Raw genomic sequence first — 16,616 nt, 5'->3', positions numbered from 1 at the left:
CATGGTGGGGCCTCCCTAGTCTTCGCCCCGGCGCTGCACCAGGCGCCAGTTGATGATCGAGAAGATGATGACGACGAGGAAGATGCCCCAGGCCACGGCGGCGCCGTAACCGAAGTCGTTGTTGTCGAAGGTCTGCTGGAAGAAGTAGAGGACCATGGTCTGGCCGGAGTGGCCGGGACCGCCCGCGAACGACGAGTTGTTGTCCGTGGTCTGCAGCAGCACCTGCGGTTCGGAGAACGTCTGCAGTCCCGTGACCGTCGAGATGATGAGCACGAACAGCAGCACCGGACGCATCAGCGGCAGCGTGATCCGGAAGAAGGTCTGGATGGGCCCGGCGCCGTCCATCCGCGCCGCCTCGTACAGCTCGCCCGGGATCGTCTGGAGCCCCGCGAGGAAGATGATCGCGTTGTAGCCGGTCCACTGCCAGGTCATCAGCGTGGCGATGGCGACCTTGATGCCCCACGGTGTGTTCAGCCAGGCCACCTGGTCCAGGCCGATCGCCTGCAAGAACGCGTTGACCAGGCCGAAGTTGGTGGAGAAGACCGAGCCGAAGATGATCGCGACCGCGACGATCGAGGTGACGTTCGGCAGGAAGTAGGCGAAGCGGTAGAGGTTCTTGAAGCGGACGGCCGAGTTGAGCATCACGGCCGTGACCATCGCCAGGAAGATCATCGGGAAGGTGGCCAGCGCCCAGATGATGATCGTGTTCCCGATCGAGGTCCAGAACTGGGTGTCCGACAGCAGATAGCGGTACTGCGAGAGCCCCGCGAACTCCATCGAGCCGAGGCCGTCCCAGCGGTGGAACGACAGATAGAGAGAGAAGCCGACCGGTATCAGACCGAAGGCGAGGAACAGCAGATAGAAGGGGGAGATCGCGGCGTACAGCCGCCAGTAGCTGAGGATGCCCTTCTTGGGGTGGGTGACGGGTGTCTCGGCGAGGGCCGCGCGGGGCGTGTCGACCACGGGTGCGGTAGCCATCAGTAACTCACCCCCAGGTGGTCCGCGATGCGCCGGCACTTGCTCATGGCGTCCCTCCAGGCCTTGTCCGGGTCCTTGCCGAGGACGGAGAAGTTCCGCAGCTCGTCGTTGATCGGGGTGCTCAGCGCGATGTCGTACGGGCTGTTGAAGGCGACCGGGATGTTCTGCGCCGCCGGACCGAAGACGTCCATGGTGACCTGGTCGCCGAAGAAGGCGTCGGGTTCGCGCAGCTTCTTCATCGCGTACGACGCCGGGGTCGAGGGGAAGAGCACCGAGTCGACGAAGCCCTGGGCCTGGTTGCTCGCGTCGAGCATCCAGGTGATCATCTCGAAGGCCTTCTCGGGCTCCCGGCACGCCTTGGTGATCGCGAGGAACGAGCCGCCGATGTTCGAGGGACCGCCCGGACACGCGGCCACCCGCCACTTGCCCTTGGTCTTCGGCACGTTGAGCTTGATGTCGCCGGCCGCCCAGGAGGCGTTCAGCTGGCTGGGCAGCAGACCCCGCTCGGTGGCCGAGGTGTTGTCGGCCGTACCGTTGATGATCTTCGAGACGAGTCCGCGACGGGTGGCCTCGACGGAACGGTCCCAGGCGGTGCGTACATGCTCCTGGTCGCCGATGAAGTGCCGGTCCTTGTCGACGAACCGTTTGGTCGTCTGGTTGACCGAGATGCCGAAGACGCTGAGGGCGTCGGTCAGGATGAACGTGCCGGGGAGGTGCTTCTTCAGCTGCTCGCCGGCCGCGAAGAACTGGTCCCAGGTGGCCAGTTCCCTGGAGACGTCCTCGGGCTCGTACGCCAGTCCGGCCTTCTGGAAGACGGCGGGCTGGTAGTAGTGCGCGACCGGACCGCAGTCGATCGGGAAGCCCACCATCGAACCGTCCGGAGCGATGCCCTGGTCCCATTTCCAGGGCAGGTACTGGTCCTTGAGCTTCTCGGCACCGAGCGTGCGCAGGTCCACGAACTGGTCGGAGTTGGGCAGATACGAGGCCATGTCCTCGCCCTTGAGCCCGGCGATGTCCGGGATGTGGGCGCGTCCGGTCATCGTGGTCATCAGCTTCGAGCGGTAGTAGCCGCCGATCTGGATGGCCTGCAGGTTCACCGCGCTGTCGTAGCGGGTCTTGGCATCCTGGACGACCTTCGGGCTCAGCCCGCCGCTCCAGTACCACAGGACCATGTTGCGCCCGGTCGAGCCGGTCGGAACGCCGCAGCCGGTTGCCAGGCCGCCCAGGGCCGTGGCGGCCGTACCGGCCAAGCCGGCGCGCAGCAGGCCCCTTCGTGAGAGCCGCACAGCTCCCACCGCCTTTCGGTTCTTTTCGGTCTTCGCGTACGTGGGGTGTTACGTGGGGTCTTGCAAGGGTTCGTGCGAGGGGTGTTTCGAGTTGCGATGCGTGGGGTCGTGCGTGTCATGCGGGGGGTCTTGCGGGGTGTTGCGCGTGGGGTCATCGGGGTGCGCCCGGCCGACGTGTGGCGTCGGGCGGGGTCACGGGGGCGGGGCGGACGGGCGGGCCCGGGTCCGCCGGGAGACGGTCGGCCAGGAAGCCGTACGCACGCCGCAGTTCACGGTCTTCGAGCGACTGCCACCAGTGGTGGACGCCGTACCAGCCGGGCGCGGCGAGCGCACCGCCGTGCCGTTGTACGGACAGGCCCGCGGCCAGTACCGCGAAGCGCAGCCGTTCCTCCAGCGGCCAGCCGCCGAGCGAGGCGGCGACGAAGCTCGCGCCGAAGACGTCTCCGGCACCCGTCGCGTCCAGGACGTCGACGGGGAGGGCGGGCACCTCCGCGTACTCGCCCGTCGTCTGGTCCACCGCGACCGCGCCGTCGCCGCCCCGGGTGACCACGGCGACCGGCACCAGCTCGGTCAGGGTGCCCAGAGCCGCGACCGCGCTCTCGGTGCGCGTGTACGCCATCGCCTCCGTCTCGTTCGGGAGGAAGGCGTGGCACAGGGAGAGCTGGTCGAGGAGGTCGCGGGACCACTGTTGTGTGGGGTCCCAGCCGACGTCCGCGTAGATCTGCGTGCCGGCCGCGGCGGCCTTGGCGAGCCAGGTGCGCGGCTCGGCCTCGAGGTGCACAAGGGCGGTGCGGGCCTCGGGCGGGTCGCCCATCAGCTCGTCCTGCGAGTACGGCGGTTCCTGGCCGTGGGTGACCAGGGCCCGGTCGTTGCCGTGGGCCAGTGAGACGGTGACGGGAGTGTGCCAGCCGTCCGCGGTGCGGGACAGGGAGAGGTCGATGCCCTCCTGGTCGGCGAGGACCTCACGGCAGTACGCGCCGTAGTGGTCGTCGCCGAAGACCGTCGCCAGGGAGGTGCGCAGACCGAAGCGCGAGGCCGCGACCGCCAGGTTGGCGATGCCGCCGGGGCTCACGCCCATGCCCTCGGTCCAGATCTCCTCGCCGGCCGTCGGCGGCTTCCCCAGTCCGGTGAGGACGAGGTCGTAGAAGAGCAGCCCGGTCAGCAGCACATCGGGCCGTTCGTCACCCACGAGCGCATCCTCTCGTCAAAACTCTGCAAGCGGTGCACAGGATCGTGCGCGCCTCTGGCCAATTTGGCAAGAGTCGAGCAGAACTGAGCATAGAAATGATTGGGAATGACGAGTACTGTTCACAGGGTGCTGGCAGAGCGACGACATCAACTCATCCTGCGGGCCCTGCGCTCCGGCGGGCCCGCAGCCGTGACCGATCTCTCCGAACAGCTGGGCGTGAGCCCCGCCACGGTCCGCCGTGACCTGCTGAAACTGGAGGAGGAAGGCCTGCTCACGCGGGTGCACGGCGGGGCGGTCGTGGAGGAGGGCGACCAGCCCTTCGCCGAGGTCGCCGAGGTCCGTGTGGCCGAGAAGGACGTCATCGCGGCGCGCGCCGCCTCGATGGTCCAGGACGGCCAGTCCGTCCTGCTGGACATCGGCACCACCGCCTACCGGCTGGCCCGGCAGCTGCACGGCCGCCGGATCACCGTGATCACCAGCAACCTGGTGGTCTACGAGGAGCTGGTGGACGACGAGGGCATAGAGCTGGTGCTGCTCGGCGGGATGGTCCGCCGTGAGTACCGCTCCCTGGTCGGCTTCCTCACCGAGGACAACCTGCGACAACTGCACGCCGACTGGCTGTTCCTCGGTACCAGCGGGGTGCGGCCCGGCGGGCAGGTGATGGACACCACCGTCGTCGAGGTGCCGGTCAAGCGGGCCATGATCGAGGCGGGCGACAAGGTCGTCCTGCTCGCCGACCGCGCGAAGTTCCCGGGTACGGGGATGGCGCGGGTCTGCGGCCCCGAGGAGCTGGACGTGGTGGTGACGAACGACCCGATGGACCCGGCGACGCGGTCGTCGTTGGAAGAAGCGGGCGTGCAAGTGGTCGTGACAGGAAAGGCGGAAACGGCGTGAAGCTGACGATTCTGGGTGGCGGCGGATTCCGGGTGCCGCTCGTGTACGGGGCGCTCCTCGGGGACCGCGCCGAGGGCCGCGTCACCCATGTCGTGCTGCACGACGTGGACGCCGGGCGGCTCACGGCCGTCGCCCGGGTGCTGGCCGAGCAGGCGAAGGACCTGCCGGACGCCCCCGAGGTGTCCTTCACCACCGACCTCGACGACGCCCTGCGCGGCGCCGACTTCATCTTCTCCGCGATCCGCGTCGGCGGACTGGAGGGACGTGCCGACGACGAACGGGTGGCACTCGCGGAGGGCGTCCTCGGCCAGGAGACGGTCGGCGCCGGCGGTATCGCGTACGGCCTGCGCACGGTCCCCGTGGCCGTCGACATCGCCCAGCGGGTGGCCCGGCTCGCCCCCGACGCCTGGGTCATCAACTTCACCAACCCGGCCGGACTGGTCACCGAGGCCATGTCCCGCCACCTCGGCGACCGCGTCATCGGCATCTGCGACTCGCCGGTCGGCCTCGGCCGCCGCATCGCCACCGTCCTGGGCGCCAACCCCCGAGAGGCCTGGATCGACTACGTCGGCCTCAACCACCTCGGCTGGGTGCGCGGGCTGCGCGTCGCGGGCCGCGACGAACTGCCGCGGCTGCTCGCCGACCCCGAGCTGCTCGGCTCCTTCGAGGAGGGCAAGCTCTTCGGCGTGGAGTGGCTGCAGTCCCTGGGCGCCGTCCCGAACGAATACCTGCACTACTACTACTTCAACCGGGAGGCCGTCCGGGCCTACCAGCAGGCGGAGAAGACCCGCGGCGCGTTCCTGCGCGACCAGCAGGAACAGTTCTACGCCGAGATGAAGCGCCCGGACGCCGCCGCGCTGACCGCCTGGGACCGTACGCGGGCCGAGCGCGAGGCCACCTACATGGCGGAGAACCGGGACGCGGCGGGCGCGGGCGAACGCGACGCCGACGACCTCTCCGGCGGCTACGAGAAGGTGGCGCTCGCCCTGATGCGGGCCATCGCCCGCGACGAGCGCACCACGCTCATCCTCAACGTCCGCAACCGCGGCACGCTGGGCGTGCTCGACACCGAGGCCGTCATCGAGGTGCCCTGCCTCGTCGACGCCAACGGTGCCCACCCGGTCGCCGTCGACCCGCTGCCCGACCACGCCAGCGGGCTGGTCTGCGCGGTCAAGGCGGTGGAGCGCGAGGTCCTGTCCGCGGCCGAGTCCGGCTCGCGCGCGACCGCCGTGAAGGCCTTCGCCCTGCACCCGCTCGTCGACTCCGTGAACGTGGCCCGTCGTCTGGTCGAGGGGTACGCGTCGGTCCACCCAGGCCTGGCGTACCTTAAGTAAGCGCTTTCCCCCTTTCTTGGCTTCTTGGCTCCTGGAGACCTCACATGCACGACGAACGCCGCCGGATCGAGGAGCGCGTCGCACGCGTCCACGACCAGCGCATCAAGCCCGCGATCTACGCCGCCTCGGTGCCCTTCGAGGTCGAGGCCTGGCAGGCGCCCGGCGAGCCGGTCCCCTTCGAGGAGGCCGCCACGGCGCCGTACAAGCCCTTCGCGATGGACACCCCCTGGGGTCCGCCGTGGGGCACCACCTGGTTCCGGATGCGCGGGTCGGTCCCCGCGGACTGGGCGGGCAAGCGCGTCGAGGCCGTCTTCGACCTCGGCTTCGTGGGCGACTGGCCCGGCAACCAGGCCGAGGCGCTCGTCCACCTCCCGGACGGGGTCCCGCTGAAGGCGGTCAACCCGCAGAACCAGTACGTGCCGATCGCCCACCCGGCCACGGGCGGCGAGGAGATCCACTACCTGGTCGAGGCGGCCTCCAACCCCGACATCCTCGCGAACGACTTCGCGGGCCCGACCCCGCTCGGCGACCGCCTCACGGCCGGTGACAAGCCGCTCTACACCTTCAAGCGCGCCGACATCGCCGTCCTCGACGAGAACGTCTGGCACCTCGACCTCGATGTCCAGGTGCTGCGCGAACTCATGCTGGAGCTGGGCGAGCTCGACCCGCGCCGCCACGAGATCATGATCGCGCTGGACCAGGCGATGGACGCCCTCGACCTGGACGACATCTCCGGGACGGCCGCCGCCGCCCGCGCGGTGCTGGCCCCCACCCTGGCCAAGCCCGCGCACGCCAGCGCCCACACCCTCTCCGCCGCCGGTCACGCGCACATCGACTCCGCCTGGCTGTGGCCGATCCGCGAGACCAAGCGCAAGACCTCCCGCACCTTCTCGAACGTCACCGCGCTCGCCGAGGAGTACGAGGAACTGGTCTTCGCCTGCTCACAGGCCCAGCAGTACGAGTGGGTGCGCGACAACTACCCGCATGTGTGGGCGCGCATCAAGAAGGCCGTCGCCGACGGGAACTGGGCGCCGGTCGGTGGCATGTGGGTGGAGGCCGACGGCAACCTGCCCGGCGGCGAGGCGCTGGCCCGCCAGCTCATCCACGGCAAGCGGTTCTTCATCGAGCACTTCGGCATCGAGACCAAGGGCGTCTGGCTGCCGGACTCCTTCGGCTACAACGCGGCCTACCCGCAGCTCGCCAAGCTCGCCGGCAACGACTGGTTCCTGACCCAGAAGCTCTCCTGGAACCAGACCAACAAGCTGCCCCACCACAGCTTCTGGTGGGAGGGCCTCGACGGCACCCGCATCTTCACGCACTTCCCGCCCGTCGACACCTACAACGCCGAGTTCTCCGGCAAGGAGATGGCGCACGCCGTCCGCAACTACCAGGACAAGGGCCGCGGTACGACGTCCCTGGCACCCTTCGGCCACGGTGACGGCGGTGGCGGACCCACCCGCGAGATGATGGAGCGCGCCCGGCGTCTGGCGAGCCTGGAGGGCTCGGCGAAGGTCCGTGTCGAGCACCCGGACGCCTTCTTCGCCACCGCCCGCGAGGAGATCCCCAAGGACCAGGTCTGGTCCGGTGAGCTGTACTTGGAGCTGCACCGCGCCACCTACACCTCGCAGGCCCGCACCAAGCAGGGCAACCGGCGCAGCGAACACCGCATGCGCGAGGCCGAGTTGTGGGCGACCACCGCCGCGCTGAACGCGCCGGGCTACGCCTACCCGTACGAGAAGCTCGACCGGCTCTGGAAGACCGTCCTGCTCCACCAGTTCCACGACATCCTGCCCGGCTCGTCCATCGCCTGGGTACACCGGGAGGCCGAGGCGGAGTACGCGCGGGTGGCGAAGGAGGTCGAGGTGATCACGGCCGAGGCCGTGGCCGCGCTGGGCACGGGCGAGACCCGGGTGTTCAACACCAGCCCGGTCGACCGCGCCGAGGTGGTCCGCACTTCCGTCGGCATCCCGATGTACGCCGAAGTCCCCGCGAACGGCAGCGCGTTGCTCGACGCGGGTGAGCCCCCGCAGCCGGTGACCGTCGACGGCCGCGTCCTCGACAACGGACTGGTCCGCGTCGAGCTGGCCGAGGACGGCACGCTGGCCTCCGTACGCGACCTGACGGCCGGCCGTGAGGTCCTCGCCGACAAGGGCAACCTGCTCCGTCTGCACAGCGACCTCCCGAACTACTGGGACGCCTGGGACATCGACAAGCACTACAAGAACCGCTACACGGACCTGCTCGACGCCGAGTCCGTCACGGTCGTCGAGGACGGCCCGCTGCTCGGCGCGCTGAAGGTGGAGCGCGCCTTCGGCAAGGGCTCCCGGATCGTGCAGACGATCACCGTGCGGGCCGGCAGCCGCCGGATCGACGTCGAGACCGAGATCGACTGGCACGAGGCGGAGAAGATCCTCAAGGCGGCCTTCCCGGTGGACATCCGGGCCCCGCACTCCTCCGCGGAGATCCAGTTCGGCCATGTCCAGCGGCCCACCCACACCAACACCAGCTGGGAGTCCGCCCGCTTCGAGGTCTACGGTCACCGCTGGGTGCACATCGCCGAGCCCGGCTACGGCGTCGCGGTCATCAACGACTCGACGTACGGCCACGACGTCTCCCGCACGGTCCGCGAGGACGGCGGTACGACCACGACCGTACGCCTGTCCCTCGTGCGCGCCCCGCGCGTGCCGGACCCCGAGGCCGACCAGGGCAAGCACCGCTTCACCTATGCGCTGCTGCCGGGGGCGAGCATCGAGGACGCGATCGCGGAGGGCTACGCGCTCAACCTGCCGCTGCGGGTGGCGGATTCGGCCGGTCCCGTCGAGCCCGTCGTCTCCGTGGACGGGGAGGGCGTTACCATCGAGGCGGTCAAGCTCGCCGACGACGCCTCGGGCGACGTCGTCGTACGCCTCTACGAGTCCCGCGGCGGTCGCGGCACCGGCACCCTGCGCACCGGCTTCCCGCTGGCGGGGGCCCAGGTGACCGACCTCCTGGAGCGCCCGCTGACGACCGTGGGCACGGACGGGAACGCGGTTCCTGTCGCACTGCGCCCCTTTGAGGTGCAGACGCTGCGGCTGGCCGTGGTGAAGGCGTGATCCCAGTTCCCATGAAGTATTAAGGAAACGGTAAAATGCCTGGTCGCGGCGGGTTTCGCGCCCGCCGTGACCACGGCGCTTCTTCTGTGCGACACCTGGAGTTCGCCCTTCCCCGTTGTGATGCGGGGACCAGCGAGAAAGAGGTGTCACGGTGCGAGACCCGCGTATGTCCGCGATCGGCAAGGGACTGAAGCGCCGGGGGAGGCTGATGGCGGAGGCGGTGCGCCCGCCGCGGCGAACCCTCGACGGGGTGCTCTCGCCCCGGAGTCCCGAGGGCCCCGACGGGCGGCCGTACGTCGCCCCGCCCGCCCCGCGGCTGGTGGACTCGCCCGTCTTCGTGCTCTCGTCCGTGCGCTCCGGCTCGACCCTGCTGCGGGTCCTGCTCAACAGCCACAGTCAGATCCGCGCCCCGCACGAGATGCATCTGCGCACCGTCCACGTCCACCTTGTTTTCGGGCAGGGTGCCCGGTCCTTCAGGACTGGTGCGAATGCCCGCTCCCGCGTGGCGGGGCAGGGGTGGCCGAATCGCCTTCAGGGCGTTTTGGTGTCTTGCCCGACGTGACGGCGCGTCGCACGACGGCGATCAGCCAGGAGTTCAGGGAACGGTCGTCGGCCTCGGCGGCGGCTCGGGCCTGTTCGTGCAGATCGTCGGGGAGTCTCAGGTTCACATGTTTCATGGGACCATGGTTGAGCTAGATTGGTCCCATGGCAAGGTTTCGGCTGTACCCCACGGGTGAGCAGGAGCAGCAGATGCTGCTGCACTGCGCGCACGCCCGGTACGTGTGGAACCTGGCCGTCGAGCAGCACTCGTACTGGTACAGGGGCAGGAAGGCCGCGCCCGGTTTCGCCGAGCAGTGCCGCCAGCTCACCGAGGCCCGCACCACCAGTGAGTGGCTGCGCAAGGGCAACGCGGATGTGCAGCAGCAGGCACTGAAGGACTTCGGGAGGGCCAAGCAGGCGCGGTTCACCTCCGGGTTCGGCGAGCCGACCTGGCGCAGGAAGCACCGGCACGAGGGCTTCCGCGTCGTCGGCACCGACCGCGTCCCGGAGTTCGACACCGACGGCGGCCCGAAGCTGAACGCGAAGACGGGCAGGCAGATCATGGGCCGCTCGGTGGTGGTCCAGAAGCTGAACCGGCGATGGGCACAGGTGAAGGTGCCGGGCTGCGGCTGGGTCCGCTTCCGTCTCACCCGGACCGAGCTGCCGCAGGCGAAGACGTTCCGGGTCACTTGGAAGAACGGGCAGTGGCACATCGCCTTCGCCGTCGTCCCCGCCCCGGTCATGGCGCCGGACACCGGCGAGGTCATCGGCATCGACCGCGGTGTCACGATCACCGCGGCCCTGTCGGACGGCCGGACCCTGAACTGCCCCCAGCTCACCACCCGTGAGCGGGCGCAGATCCGCAAACATCAGCGGCGTGCCGCCCGCGCTCCCAGGAACAGCCCGCAGAAGACGGCCGGGTACGCGAGGGTCGCCAAGCTCAAAGCCCGTGAAGCAGACCGGCGCAAGGACTGGTGCGAGAAGACCTCGACCATGCTGGCCAGGTCGTACGGCCTGGTGCGGTTCGAGAAGCTGAACATCAAGAACATGACCCGCTCGGCGAAGGGGACCATCGAGGAGCCGGGCAAGCGGGTGGCGCAGAAGGCCGGGCTGAACCGGGCGATCCTCGCGCAGGGCTGGGGTCTGCTGCGCCGGCGCACCGAGCACAAGGCTCCCGGGCGGGTCGAGGACGTACCCGCCCCCTACACCAGCCTGCGGTGCAGTGCCTGCGGATGGATCGACAAGAACTCCCGCAAGAGCCAAGCCGAGTTCGTCTGTTCCTCCTGCGGTTTCACCTGCAACGCGGACACCAATGCAGCAGCCAACGTCGCGGCAGGACAGGACGGCGAAAGCCGCCCCGGGTGCCAAGCCCGTGCCGGAGGGACAACACCGCCCAGACGGCGGTCGAGTGTCCGTGAACCGCAACCCACCCGGGTTGGAATCCCTCTCTTTTAAGAGGGGGAGGATGTCAATTGTCCCGGGACTTCACCGCGGACGCCATGCGGGCCCTCGAACTCGACAAGGACGAGCTGGAGCACGCCCTGTGGGACCGGCTGCTGCACCTCGAACTCACCCGCAGCGGCAAGCGGATCATCGTCGACAAGACCCCGCCGAACACCCTCGTCTGGCCCCGCCTGCACCGATGTTGGCCCAGCGCCCGCTATCGAACTCTTGCCCATTGATGCGACCTTCAGGGTGGCGGTGTGGGGCATCCGGCCTGTAGCGGCCCGGGAGTCCGCGGCTCCAGGCTATTGTCGTCGTGTCCGACACCGAGGTGTCGGACCTACCGCCGGACGGGCGGGAAGTCAGGCCTGCGGAGGCCTTGTAAGACCGACCCTCACCAGTCGGCAGGGCCCGTGAAACAGGAACCCAAGGTGGTACCGCGTAGCGGTACGGACCGGAATCTCCTGCCCCCGGGCAGGAGAGGGCGTCAAATCGTGCTGCTGCGCCTCCCGGCGACTGGAGCGACACGTGGGGGTACCCGACCGTCTGACGGCCGGATACCCCCACGCCGGGAGCGTCAGCCGGTGAACCCGGCCGTGATGGAGGTGAACTGCCAGTTGTTCTGGCTGATGCCGGAGCAGTTGCTCACCACACCGCCGCCGGGACAGGGCCGGTCACGGTTGACCGCCCAGTAGGCGAGACGGGCGATGTGGTGGGAGTTCGCCCAGTCGCGGATCTGGGTCCAGATCGCCGGGGTGGTGTTCTCCTGCTGGTCGGACAGACCGTTCATGCCGGAGATGCCGATGTGGGAGTAGGCCGTGGCGTCGTCCCAGCCGAAGGTGGACTTCAGCTTGGCCTTCAGCCCCTCGGCGGCATTGACGGTGTTGCCGTACATGTCGGAGCCGCCGCCGAAGTCGAACGGCATGATCGTGAAGACGTCGATGCCCGCGTTCAGCGACTGCGCCTGCTCGATGAGCCGGTTGCCGTAGTAGGTCGGGCCGGTCGTCGAGGTGCCGAAGGTGACGATCGTCCTGAGGCCCGGATTGTTGGCCTTGACGGTCTTCAGCGCGGTCAGGATCTTGGCCTGGACGGCCTCGTTCTCGAACTCGTCCGTGTTCTCGATGTCCATGTCGATCGCCTTGAGGCCGTAGGCGTCGATGACCTTCTGCAGCGCACCGGCGAGCGCGCTCGCCGAGGAGCAGTTGGCCCCGAGCTTGCTGCCCTGCCAGCCGCCGAACGACGGGACGACGTCACCGCCGGCGGAGCGGATCTGGTTGATGACGGTCTGGTCGTTGCCACCGGTCAGCGCCCTGCTGCCGTCCCAGGCGGGGTTGCAGCCGCCCGAGTCCAGCATGAACGCCATCGTGAACCACTTGACGCCGGTCGAGCTCATCACCGAGGTCGCGCTCGGCGGGTCGCCCCAGCCGAGGTAGAGGTACGGTGCCGCCTGCTTGAAGCCGGTGCCGCCACCACCGCCCGCGTCCGTGGTCACGGACACGGAGTTGGAGGCCCCGGAGGTGTTCCCGGCCGCGTCCCGCGCCTTCACCGTGAACGTGTAGGCGGTGCTCGACGCGAGACCGCTGACCGTCGCGCTCGTCCCCGACACGCTCAGCACCTGGTTCGAGCCGCTGTAGATGTCGTACGCGGTGACGCCCACGTTGTCGCTCGACGCGCCCCACGACAGGGACACGCTGGAGGAGGTCTTGCCGGTGGAGGTCAGGTTCGTCGGCGCGGTCGGCGCCTGGGTGTCGGAGCCGCCTCCGCCGCCGCCCGGACCGTCCAGGCTGATGTCGTCGGCGTAGTAGGTGCCCTGCGCGTACCAGCCGTGGACGTAGATCTTGGCGCTGGTCTGCGAGGCGCCGGTAGTGAAGGAGACGCTGAGCTGGCTGTACGCCGACGGGGACGTCGTCCACGTCGAGGCACCGCCGTCCACACCCAGGTAGACGTAACTGCCGCGCACCCAGCCCGAGAGGCTGTACGTGGTGTTCGGCTGGACCGAGACGGTCTGGCTGCACTGGGCGTTGTCACTCGAACTCACCGCCCCGGCAAGGGCCTTGGAGCCGCCGTGTACGGGGCTGGAGACGACCGAGCCGAGGTTTCCGGTGCACGACCAGGGGGAGAGGCTGCCCGACTCGAAGCCGGGGTTGGACAGGATGTTGGCCGCCTGGGCCGTGGTGGGCAGCGCGACCGCCCCGGCCAGCGCCAGGGCGGCGGTGCCGAGCAGCGCGAGGACGCGATGTCTGGAACGCCTGAGGTCTGTTCTGAGGTTGATGCGCACGCGATCTCCCTTGAGGCATGGGGGTGTTCGGGAGTGCTTCAGGAGTGCTGAGAGGTGCGCAACCAAGTTGGTATGGACCAATCCCACTGTCAAGGCGTTGCGCGGAATTGGTCCAGACCGGTGAGCGGGTGGTGAGAGGTGAAGGGCGAGGGGCGAGAGGTGAAGAGTGAGAGGCGAGGAGTGGAGGCCGGGGCGTAGGGCTCAGGCGGGCGCGATGGCGGCCGTGGTCGCGTTGGAGGCCTTGGACGCATGGGTGGGCGCGGACTCCGGCACCGGAGCGCCCTCCGTCGCGGGGGCCGGGGCGGGCACGGCGGGCAGGGCGGGCGCGGGCGCGTCGGTGCGCTGGTGCGGCAGCGAGACCGGACGCACCGGACGGGGGCCCGCGAGCACGGTGTAGTCCTGTCCGAGCAGCGGCGGCACCATCTCGCCCGTCTCCTCGCCGAGTGCCAACTGCACCGCTGCCCAAGGGGCGTTGATGCCGCACTGCGAGAGCTGGTGCAGACCGCCCGCCGGGCGGGTGTTGACGTCCATGAGGACCGGGTCGTCACCGAGCATGCGGAACTGAATGTTCGTCAGATAGTGCAGTCCGAACGCCTCCGCGAGCAGCCGCGCGGGCTCGATGAACGAAGGGTGCAGCGTGAAACCGCGACGCCGTCCGTTCTTGGTGCGGCCCACCGCCATACGGACCCGGCCGTCCGGCGCCGTGAGGCAGTCGACGGACACCTCCGGCTGCCCCAGAAGGGGCATGACCAGCCAGTCGACGGGCTCGTCCGCCGACCGCAGTGCCTCCACGACCAGGTCGAGCGGCACGTACGGGCTCGGAAATCCATTGAGGTGAGCGAGCGAGAAGGGGGCGCGTGTGATGACGCGGAAGCCCACTCCGCCCGCCCCCGCCGCCGGCTTGAAGCAGGCCTTGTGACCTTCGGCCTCCAGCGTCTCGACCGCGGCGACGAGCTCCTCCTCGGTGCGCACCCGCCACCACGGCGGCACCGGCACGCCCACCGCCTGCACCGCCTGGTACGCGGTGGCCTTGTCCAGGAAGACGGCCACGGCCTCGGAGGGCGGCGCCAGCAGGGCCGTACCGAGCGCCGCGAACTCGGCGCGGTGCGCCACGATCGCCGCCTGCTGCAGGACCGGCACGAACACGTCGATGGAGTGGCGCGCGCACTGGTCGAGGGCGTACTCGACGTAGGCGGCGGGGGAGAGGCCTTCCGGCTCCATGGCGGCGGTGTCGGCGGCGGCCAGTACAGGGGAGTCGGGATCGCCGTGGGTGGCATGGATCTCGACCGGGCGGAGCTGCGGATTACTTCGCAGCTGGTCCATGAAGAACACGTTCTCCGCGTACGTGCGGTTGAGCCAGACGCGTACGCGAGAACCCATGCAGGCCGCCTTTCAGGGTTCCGGGCACGGCGGAGCAGGCCGTGCCCGGCCAGGGGAGAGGGAGGAACAGCAAACCGCCATACGCCGAGAAGGGTTCGTGGCGGTTGTGTTGGGGCGATCATAAGGGGCGCGAGCCCGGTGTGACGCTACGGGCGTGTTACGGATTTCCCGAGACCCCGGAATCCGGCCCGACGCGCCGGGGCGCGAGGCCCGGCGCGCGGGCCGTCCTTGTCCCGCGGGGACGAATGTGTTCTTGTGTTTCCAGTCCTTTTCTCGGAGGTGGCGAGGGTGCGGTCGACGGCCGGCGGACACGGAAACCTGCTGGCCATCAGCGACCTGCACATCGGGTACGCGGAGAACCGCGCCCTGGTCGAGAAGATGCGCCCGCACACCGACGACGACTGGCTCCTGGTGGCCGGTGACGTCTCGGAGACCGTGGCCGACATCCAGTGGGCCCTCGAAACCCTCAGCGGACGCTTCCGCAAGGTCGTCTGGGCGCCCGGCAACCACGAGCTGTGGACCCATCCCAAGGACACCGTGCAGCTGCGCGGTGTCGCCCGCTACGAGCATCTCGTCGCCATGTGCCGGGAGTTGGGTGTCACGACCCCCGAGGACCCCTACCCCGTCTGGGAAGGGCCGGGCGGCCCCGCGGTCGTCGCACCGCTCTTCCTGCTCTACGACTACTCGTTCCTGCCGCCGGGCTGCGCGACCAAGGACGAGGGCCTGGCGTACGCCGAGGGGACCGGGGTGATCTGCACCGACGAGCACGTCCTGCACCCCGACCCCTACCCGAGCCGCGAGGCCTGGTGCCGGGCCCGGGTCGCCGAGACCGAGCGCAGGCTCGCCGAGCTGCCCGAGGACCTGCCCACCGTCCTGGTCAACCACTACCCCCTGGACCGCCACCCGACCGACGTCCTGCGCTACCCCGAGTTCGCCATGTGGTGCGGCACCCGGCTGACCGCCGACTGGCACCGCCGCTTCCGCGCCCAGGTCATGGTCTACGGTCATCTGCACATCCCGCGGACCACCCACCACGAGGGCGTCCGCTTCGAAGAGGTCTCGGTGGGATACCCCCGGGAGTGGCGGCCCCGCCCCGACCCGCCGGACACCCTGCGCCACATTCTGCCGATGGAGGTCGGAACCGGTGATCGAGGAGCTGCTCCCGGAATCGGTCGTGACCGTGGAGACACACGGTGACGACCAGGACTGGGGCGCGCCGCTGTACCCCGGGGAGCAGCAACTCGTGGCGCGGTCCGTGGAGAAGCGGCGCCGTGAGTTCGCTGCCGTGCGCGCCTGCGCCCGCCGGGCCATGGAGAAGCTCGGCGTGCCCGCGCAGGCCGTCCTGCGCGGCGAGCACGGGGCGCCCGTCTGGCCCGACGGGCTGATCGGCAGCATGACGCACTGCGAGGGCTACTGCGCCGCCTCCCTCGTCCGCGCCACCGACCTGGCCTCCCTGGGCATCGACGCCGAACCCCACGAGGAACTCCCCGACGACGTCATCGCCTCCGTGGCCCTGTCCACGGAGAACGACCGGCTGCGCGAGCTGGCGCGGCGGGACGCCTCCGTGCACTGGGACCGGCTGCTTTTCAGCGCCAAGGAGTCCGTCTACAAGGCGTGGTACCCCCTCACCGGAAAGTGGCTGGACTTCTTCGAAGCGGACATCGAACTCTTCGCGGACGACGGCCCCATACGCTCCGGCGGCCTGCGCGCCGAACTCCTCGTGCCGGGACCGCTGGTGGACGGGCGACGCATACAGTCCTTCGAAGGACGCTGGACCGTGCGACGAGGCCTGCTGGCCACGGCCGTCACCGTCCCGCACACCGGGGCCGACGCGGCCTAGGCAAGGCGGCCTCCGGGCTCCGGGCACCAGCTGTGCAGCAGCCGGAAGAACTCCTCCTCGTTGCCCGCGAGCCCGGCCGCCGCCAGCGCCTGCTCCGCCTCGGCGAGTGCGGCGGGCGGCACCACGGGTGGTCGACACCCGTCCGGCGGACCGTCGAACGCCGCTCGTACGGTCTGAAGGAGACGCAGATAGGCCTGCACGGCGGCGCGTTCGTGGTCGGTCAGTACGGCGGTCGGCATCGGACGGCTCTCCCCGGGTCGGCTGGTCGAAGCGGTACATGGCGGTACGTGCCTCCAGCTTGCCAACCGCCACTGACAATGCCGTTTCGATGCGTGGAGGTTCGCCCGCTTAGCGGAGGCGAA

Annotated in this window: 14 protein-coding genes and 1 pseudogene; 8 read left to right on the top strand and 7 right to left on the bottom strand. The window is 69.6% G+C overall.

The annotated features are described in order from the left end of the window. Positions 1-15: 15 nt before the first annotated feature. The 3 genes from SMIR_RS01850 to SMIR_RS01840 form a co-directional block, all read right to left on the bottom strand. Positions 16-978: a carbohydrate ABC transporter permease gene (locus tag SMIR_RS01850; RefSeq protein ID WP_101402036.1), complete on the bottom strand. Its 963-nt coding sequence runs from the start codon at positions 976-978 to the stop codon at positions 16-18. Further along, positions 978-2,264, bottom strand: a complete 1,287-nt coding sequence (locus tag SMIR_RS01845; protein WP_168497927.1) for an ABC transporter substrate-binding protein — start codon at positions 2,262-2,264, stop codon at positions 978-980. Before SMIR_RS01845 ends, SMIR_RS01850 begins: the two co-directional genes overlap by 1 nt. A 151-nt stretch (positions 2,265-2,415) precedes the next feature. Next, positions 2,416-3,453, bottom strand: coding sequence for a carbohydrate kinase family protein (locus SMIR_RS01840; RefSeq protein WP_168497929.1), 1,038 nt, complete (start codon positions 3,451-3,453; stop codon positions 2,416-2,418). A 126-nt stretch (positions 3,454-3,579) separates the two neighbouring features. Here SMIR_RS01840 and SMIR_RS01835 point away from each other — a divergent pair, with 126 nt between their 5' ends. The 4 genes and pseudogenes from SMIR_RS01835 to SMIR_RS01820 all read left to right on the top strand — a co-directional run. Then, a complete protein-coding gene (locus SMIR_RS01835; RefSeq protein WP_168497930.1) occupies positions 3,580-4,347 on the top strand; it encodes a DeoR/GlpR family DNA-binding transcription regulator in 768 nt (255 codons plus the stop codon). Beyond that, complete coding sequence (locus SMIR_RS01830; RefSeq protein ID WP_168497932.1) at positions 4,344-5,681, top strand: 6-phospho-beta-glucosidase; 1,338 nt, start codon at positions 4,344-4,346, stop codon at positions 5,679-5,681. Before SMIR_RS01835 ends, SMIR_RS01830 begins: the two co-directional genes overlap by 4 nt. 44 nt (positions 5,682-5,725) lie before the next feature. Beyond that, on the top strand, positions 5,726-8,773 hold the full coding sequence (locus tag SMIR_RS01825) for an alpha-mannosidase (RefSeq protein ID WP_168497934.1): 3,048 nt from the start codon (positions 5,726-5,728) through the stop codon (positions 8,771-8,773). A 166-nt stretch (positions 8,774-8,939) separates the two neighbouring features. Beyond that, positions 8,940-9,230, top strand: a pseudogene (locus SMIR_RS01820) (sulfotransferase); the annotation flags it as partial. 16 nt (positions 9,231-9,246) lie between these two features. Here the strand turns inward: SMIR_RS01820 and SMIR_RS01815 are convergent. Continuing rightward, entirely contained in the window at positions 9,247-9,450 is a 204-nt protein-coding gene (locus SMIR_RS01815; protein WP_248003259.1) for an Arc family DNA-binding protein, read from the bottom strand. A 28-nt stretch (positions 9,451-9,478) separates the two neighbouring features. On the opposite strand from SMIR_RS01815, the gene SMIR_RS01810 reads away from it, so the two are divergent. Beyond that, positions 9,479-10,768, top strand: a complete 1,290-nt coding sequence (locus SMIR_RS01810) for an RNA-guided endonuclease InsQ/TnpB family protein (protein WP_168497476.1) — start codon at positions 9,479-9,481, stop codon at positions 10,766-10,768. A 17-nt stretch (positions 10,769-10,785) separates the two neighbouring features. Further along, positions 10,786-10,995 (top strand): hypothetical protein, encoded by a 210-nt coding sequence (locus SMIR_RS01805; RefSeq protein WP_249938320.1) that lies wholly within the window; start codon positions 10,786-10,788, stop codon positions 10,993-10,995. A 338-nt stretch (positions 10,996-11,333) separates the two neighbouring features. Here SMIR_RS01805 and SMIR_RS01800 read toward each other — a convergent pair whose 3' ends face one another. Continuing rightward, the gene (locus SMIR_RS01800; protein WP_249938319.1) at positions 11,334-13,034 is read right to left on the bottom strand and encodes a carbohydrate binding domain-containing protein; all 1,701 of its coding nucleotides are present in this window, start codon (positions 13,032-13,034) and stop codon (positions 11,334-11,336) included. Between the two features lie 201 nt (positions 13,035-13,235). Next, the gene (locus SMIR_RS01795) at positions 13,236-14,414 is read right to left on the bottom strand and encodes an ATP-grasp domain-containing protein (protein ID WP_168497938.1); all 1,179 of its coding nucleotides are present in this window, start codon (positions 14,412-14,414) and stop codon (positions 13,236-13,238) included. 288 nt (positions 14,415-14,702) lie between these two features. Between SMIR_RS01795 and SMIR_RS01790 the strand changes: the two genes are divergently transcribed. Then, positions 14,703-15,611, top strand: a complete 909-nt coding sequence (locus SMIR_RS01790; RefSeq protein WP_168497940.1) for a metallophosphoesterase family protein — start codon at positions 14,703-14,705, stop codon at positions 15,609-15,611. Further along, positions 15,559-16,254 (top strand): 4'-phosphopantetheinyl transferase family protein, encoded by a 696-nt coding sequence (locus tag SMIR_RS01785; protein ID WP_168497943.1) that lies wholly within the window; start codon positions 15,559-15,561, stop codon positions 16,252-16,254. Before SMIR_RS01790 ends, SMIR_RS01785 begins: the two co-directional genes overlap by 53 nt. On the opposite strand, the gene SMIR_RS01780 is transcribed toward SMIR_RS01785, so the two are convergent. Continuing rightward, a complete protein-coding gene (locus SMIR_RS01780; protein WP_168497945.1) occupies positions 16,251-16,493 on the bottom strand; it encodes a hypothetical protein in 243 nt (80 codons plus the stop codon). The two genes, SMIR_RS01785 and SMIR_RS01780, sit on opposite strands and share 4 nt — an antisense overlap. Positions 16,494-16,616: the final 123 nt, after the last annotated feature.

Source organism: Streptomyces mirabilis, from assembly GCF_018310535.1.
GTDB lineage: Bacteria > Actinomycetota > Actinomycetes > Streptomycetales > Streptomycetaceae > Streptomyces.
Note: the sequence above shows the minus strand (reverse complement) of the source record. Positions and strands in the feature narration are given on the sequence as shown.

Excerpts from the sequence above, each read along its gene's own strand:
- SMIR_RS01850 (WP_101402036.1), bottom strand. The coding sequence starts at position 978 with ATGGCTACCGCACCCGTGGTCGACACGCCCCGCGCGGCCCTCGCCGAG.
- SMIR_RS01825 (WP_168497934.1), top strand. The coding sequence starts at position 5,726 with ATGCACGACGAACGCCGCCGGATCGAGGAGCGCGTCGCACGCGTCCAC.
- SMIR_RS01815 (WP_248003259.1), bottom strand. The coding sequence starts at position 9,450 with ATGAAACATGTGAACCTGAGACTCCCCGACGATCTGCACGAACAGGCC.
- SMIR_RS01810 (WP_168497476.1), top strand. The coding sequence starts at position 9,479 with ATGGCAAGGTTTCGGCTGTACCCCACGGGTGAGCAGGAGCAGCAGATG.
- SMIR_RS01795 (WP_168497938.1), bottom strand. The coding sequence starts at position 14,414 with ATGGGTTCTCGCGTACGCGTCTGGCTCAACCGCACGTACGCGGAGAAC.
- SMIR_RS01780 (WP_168497945.1), bottom strand. The coding sequence starts at position 16,493 with ATGCCGACCGCCGTACTGACCGACCACGAACGCGCCGCCGTGCAGGCC.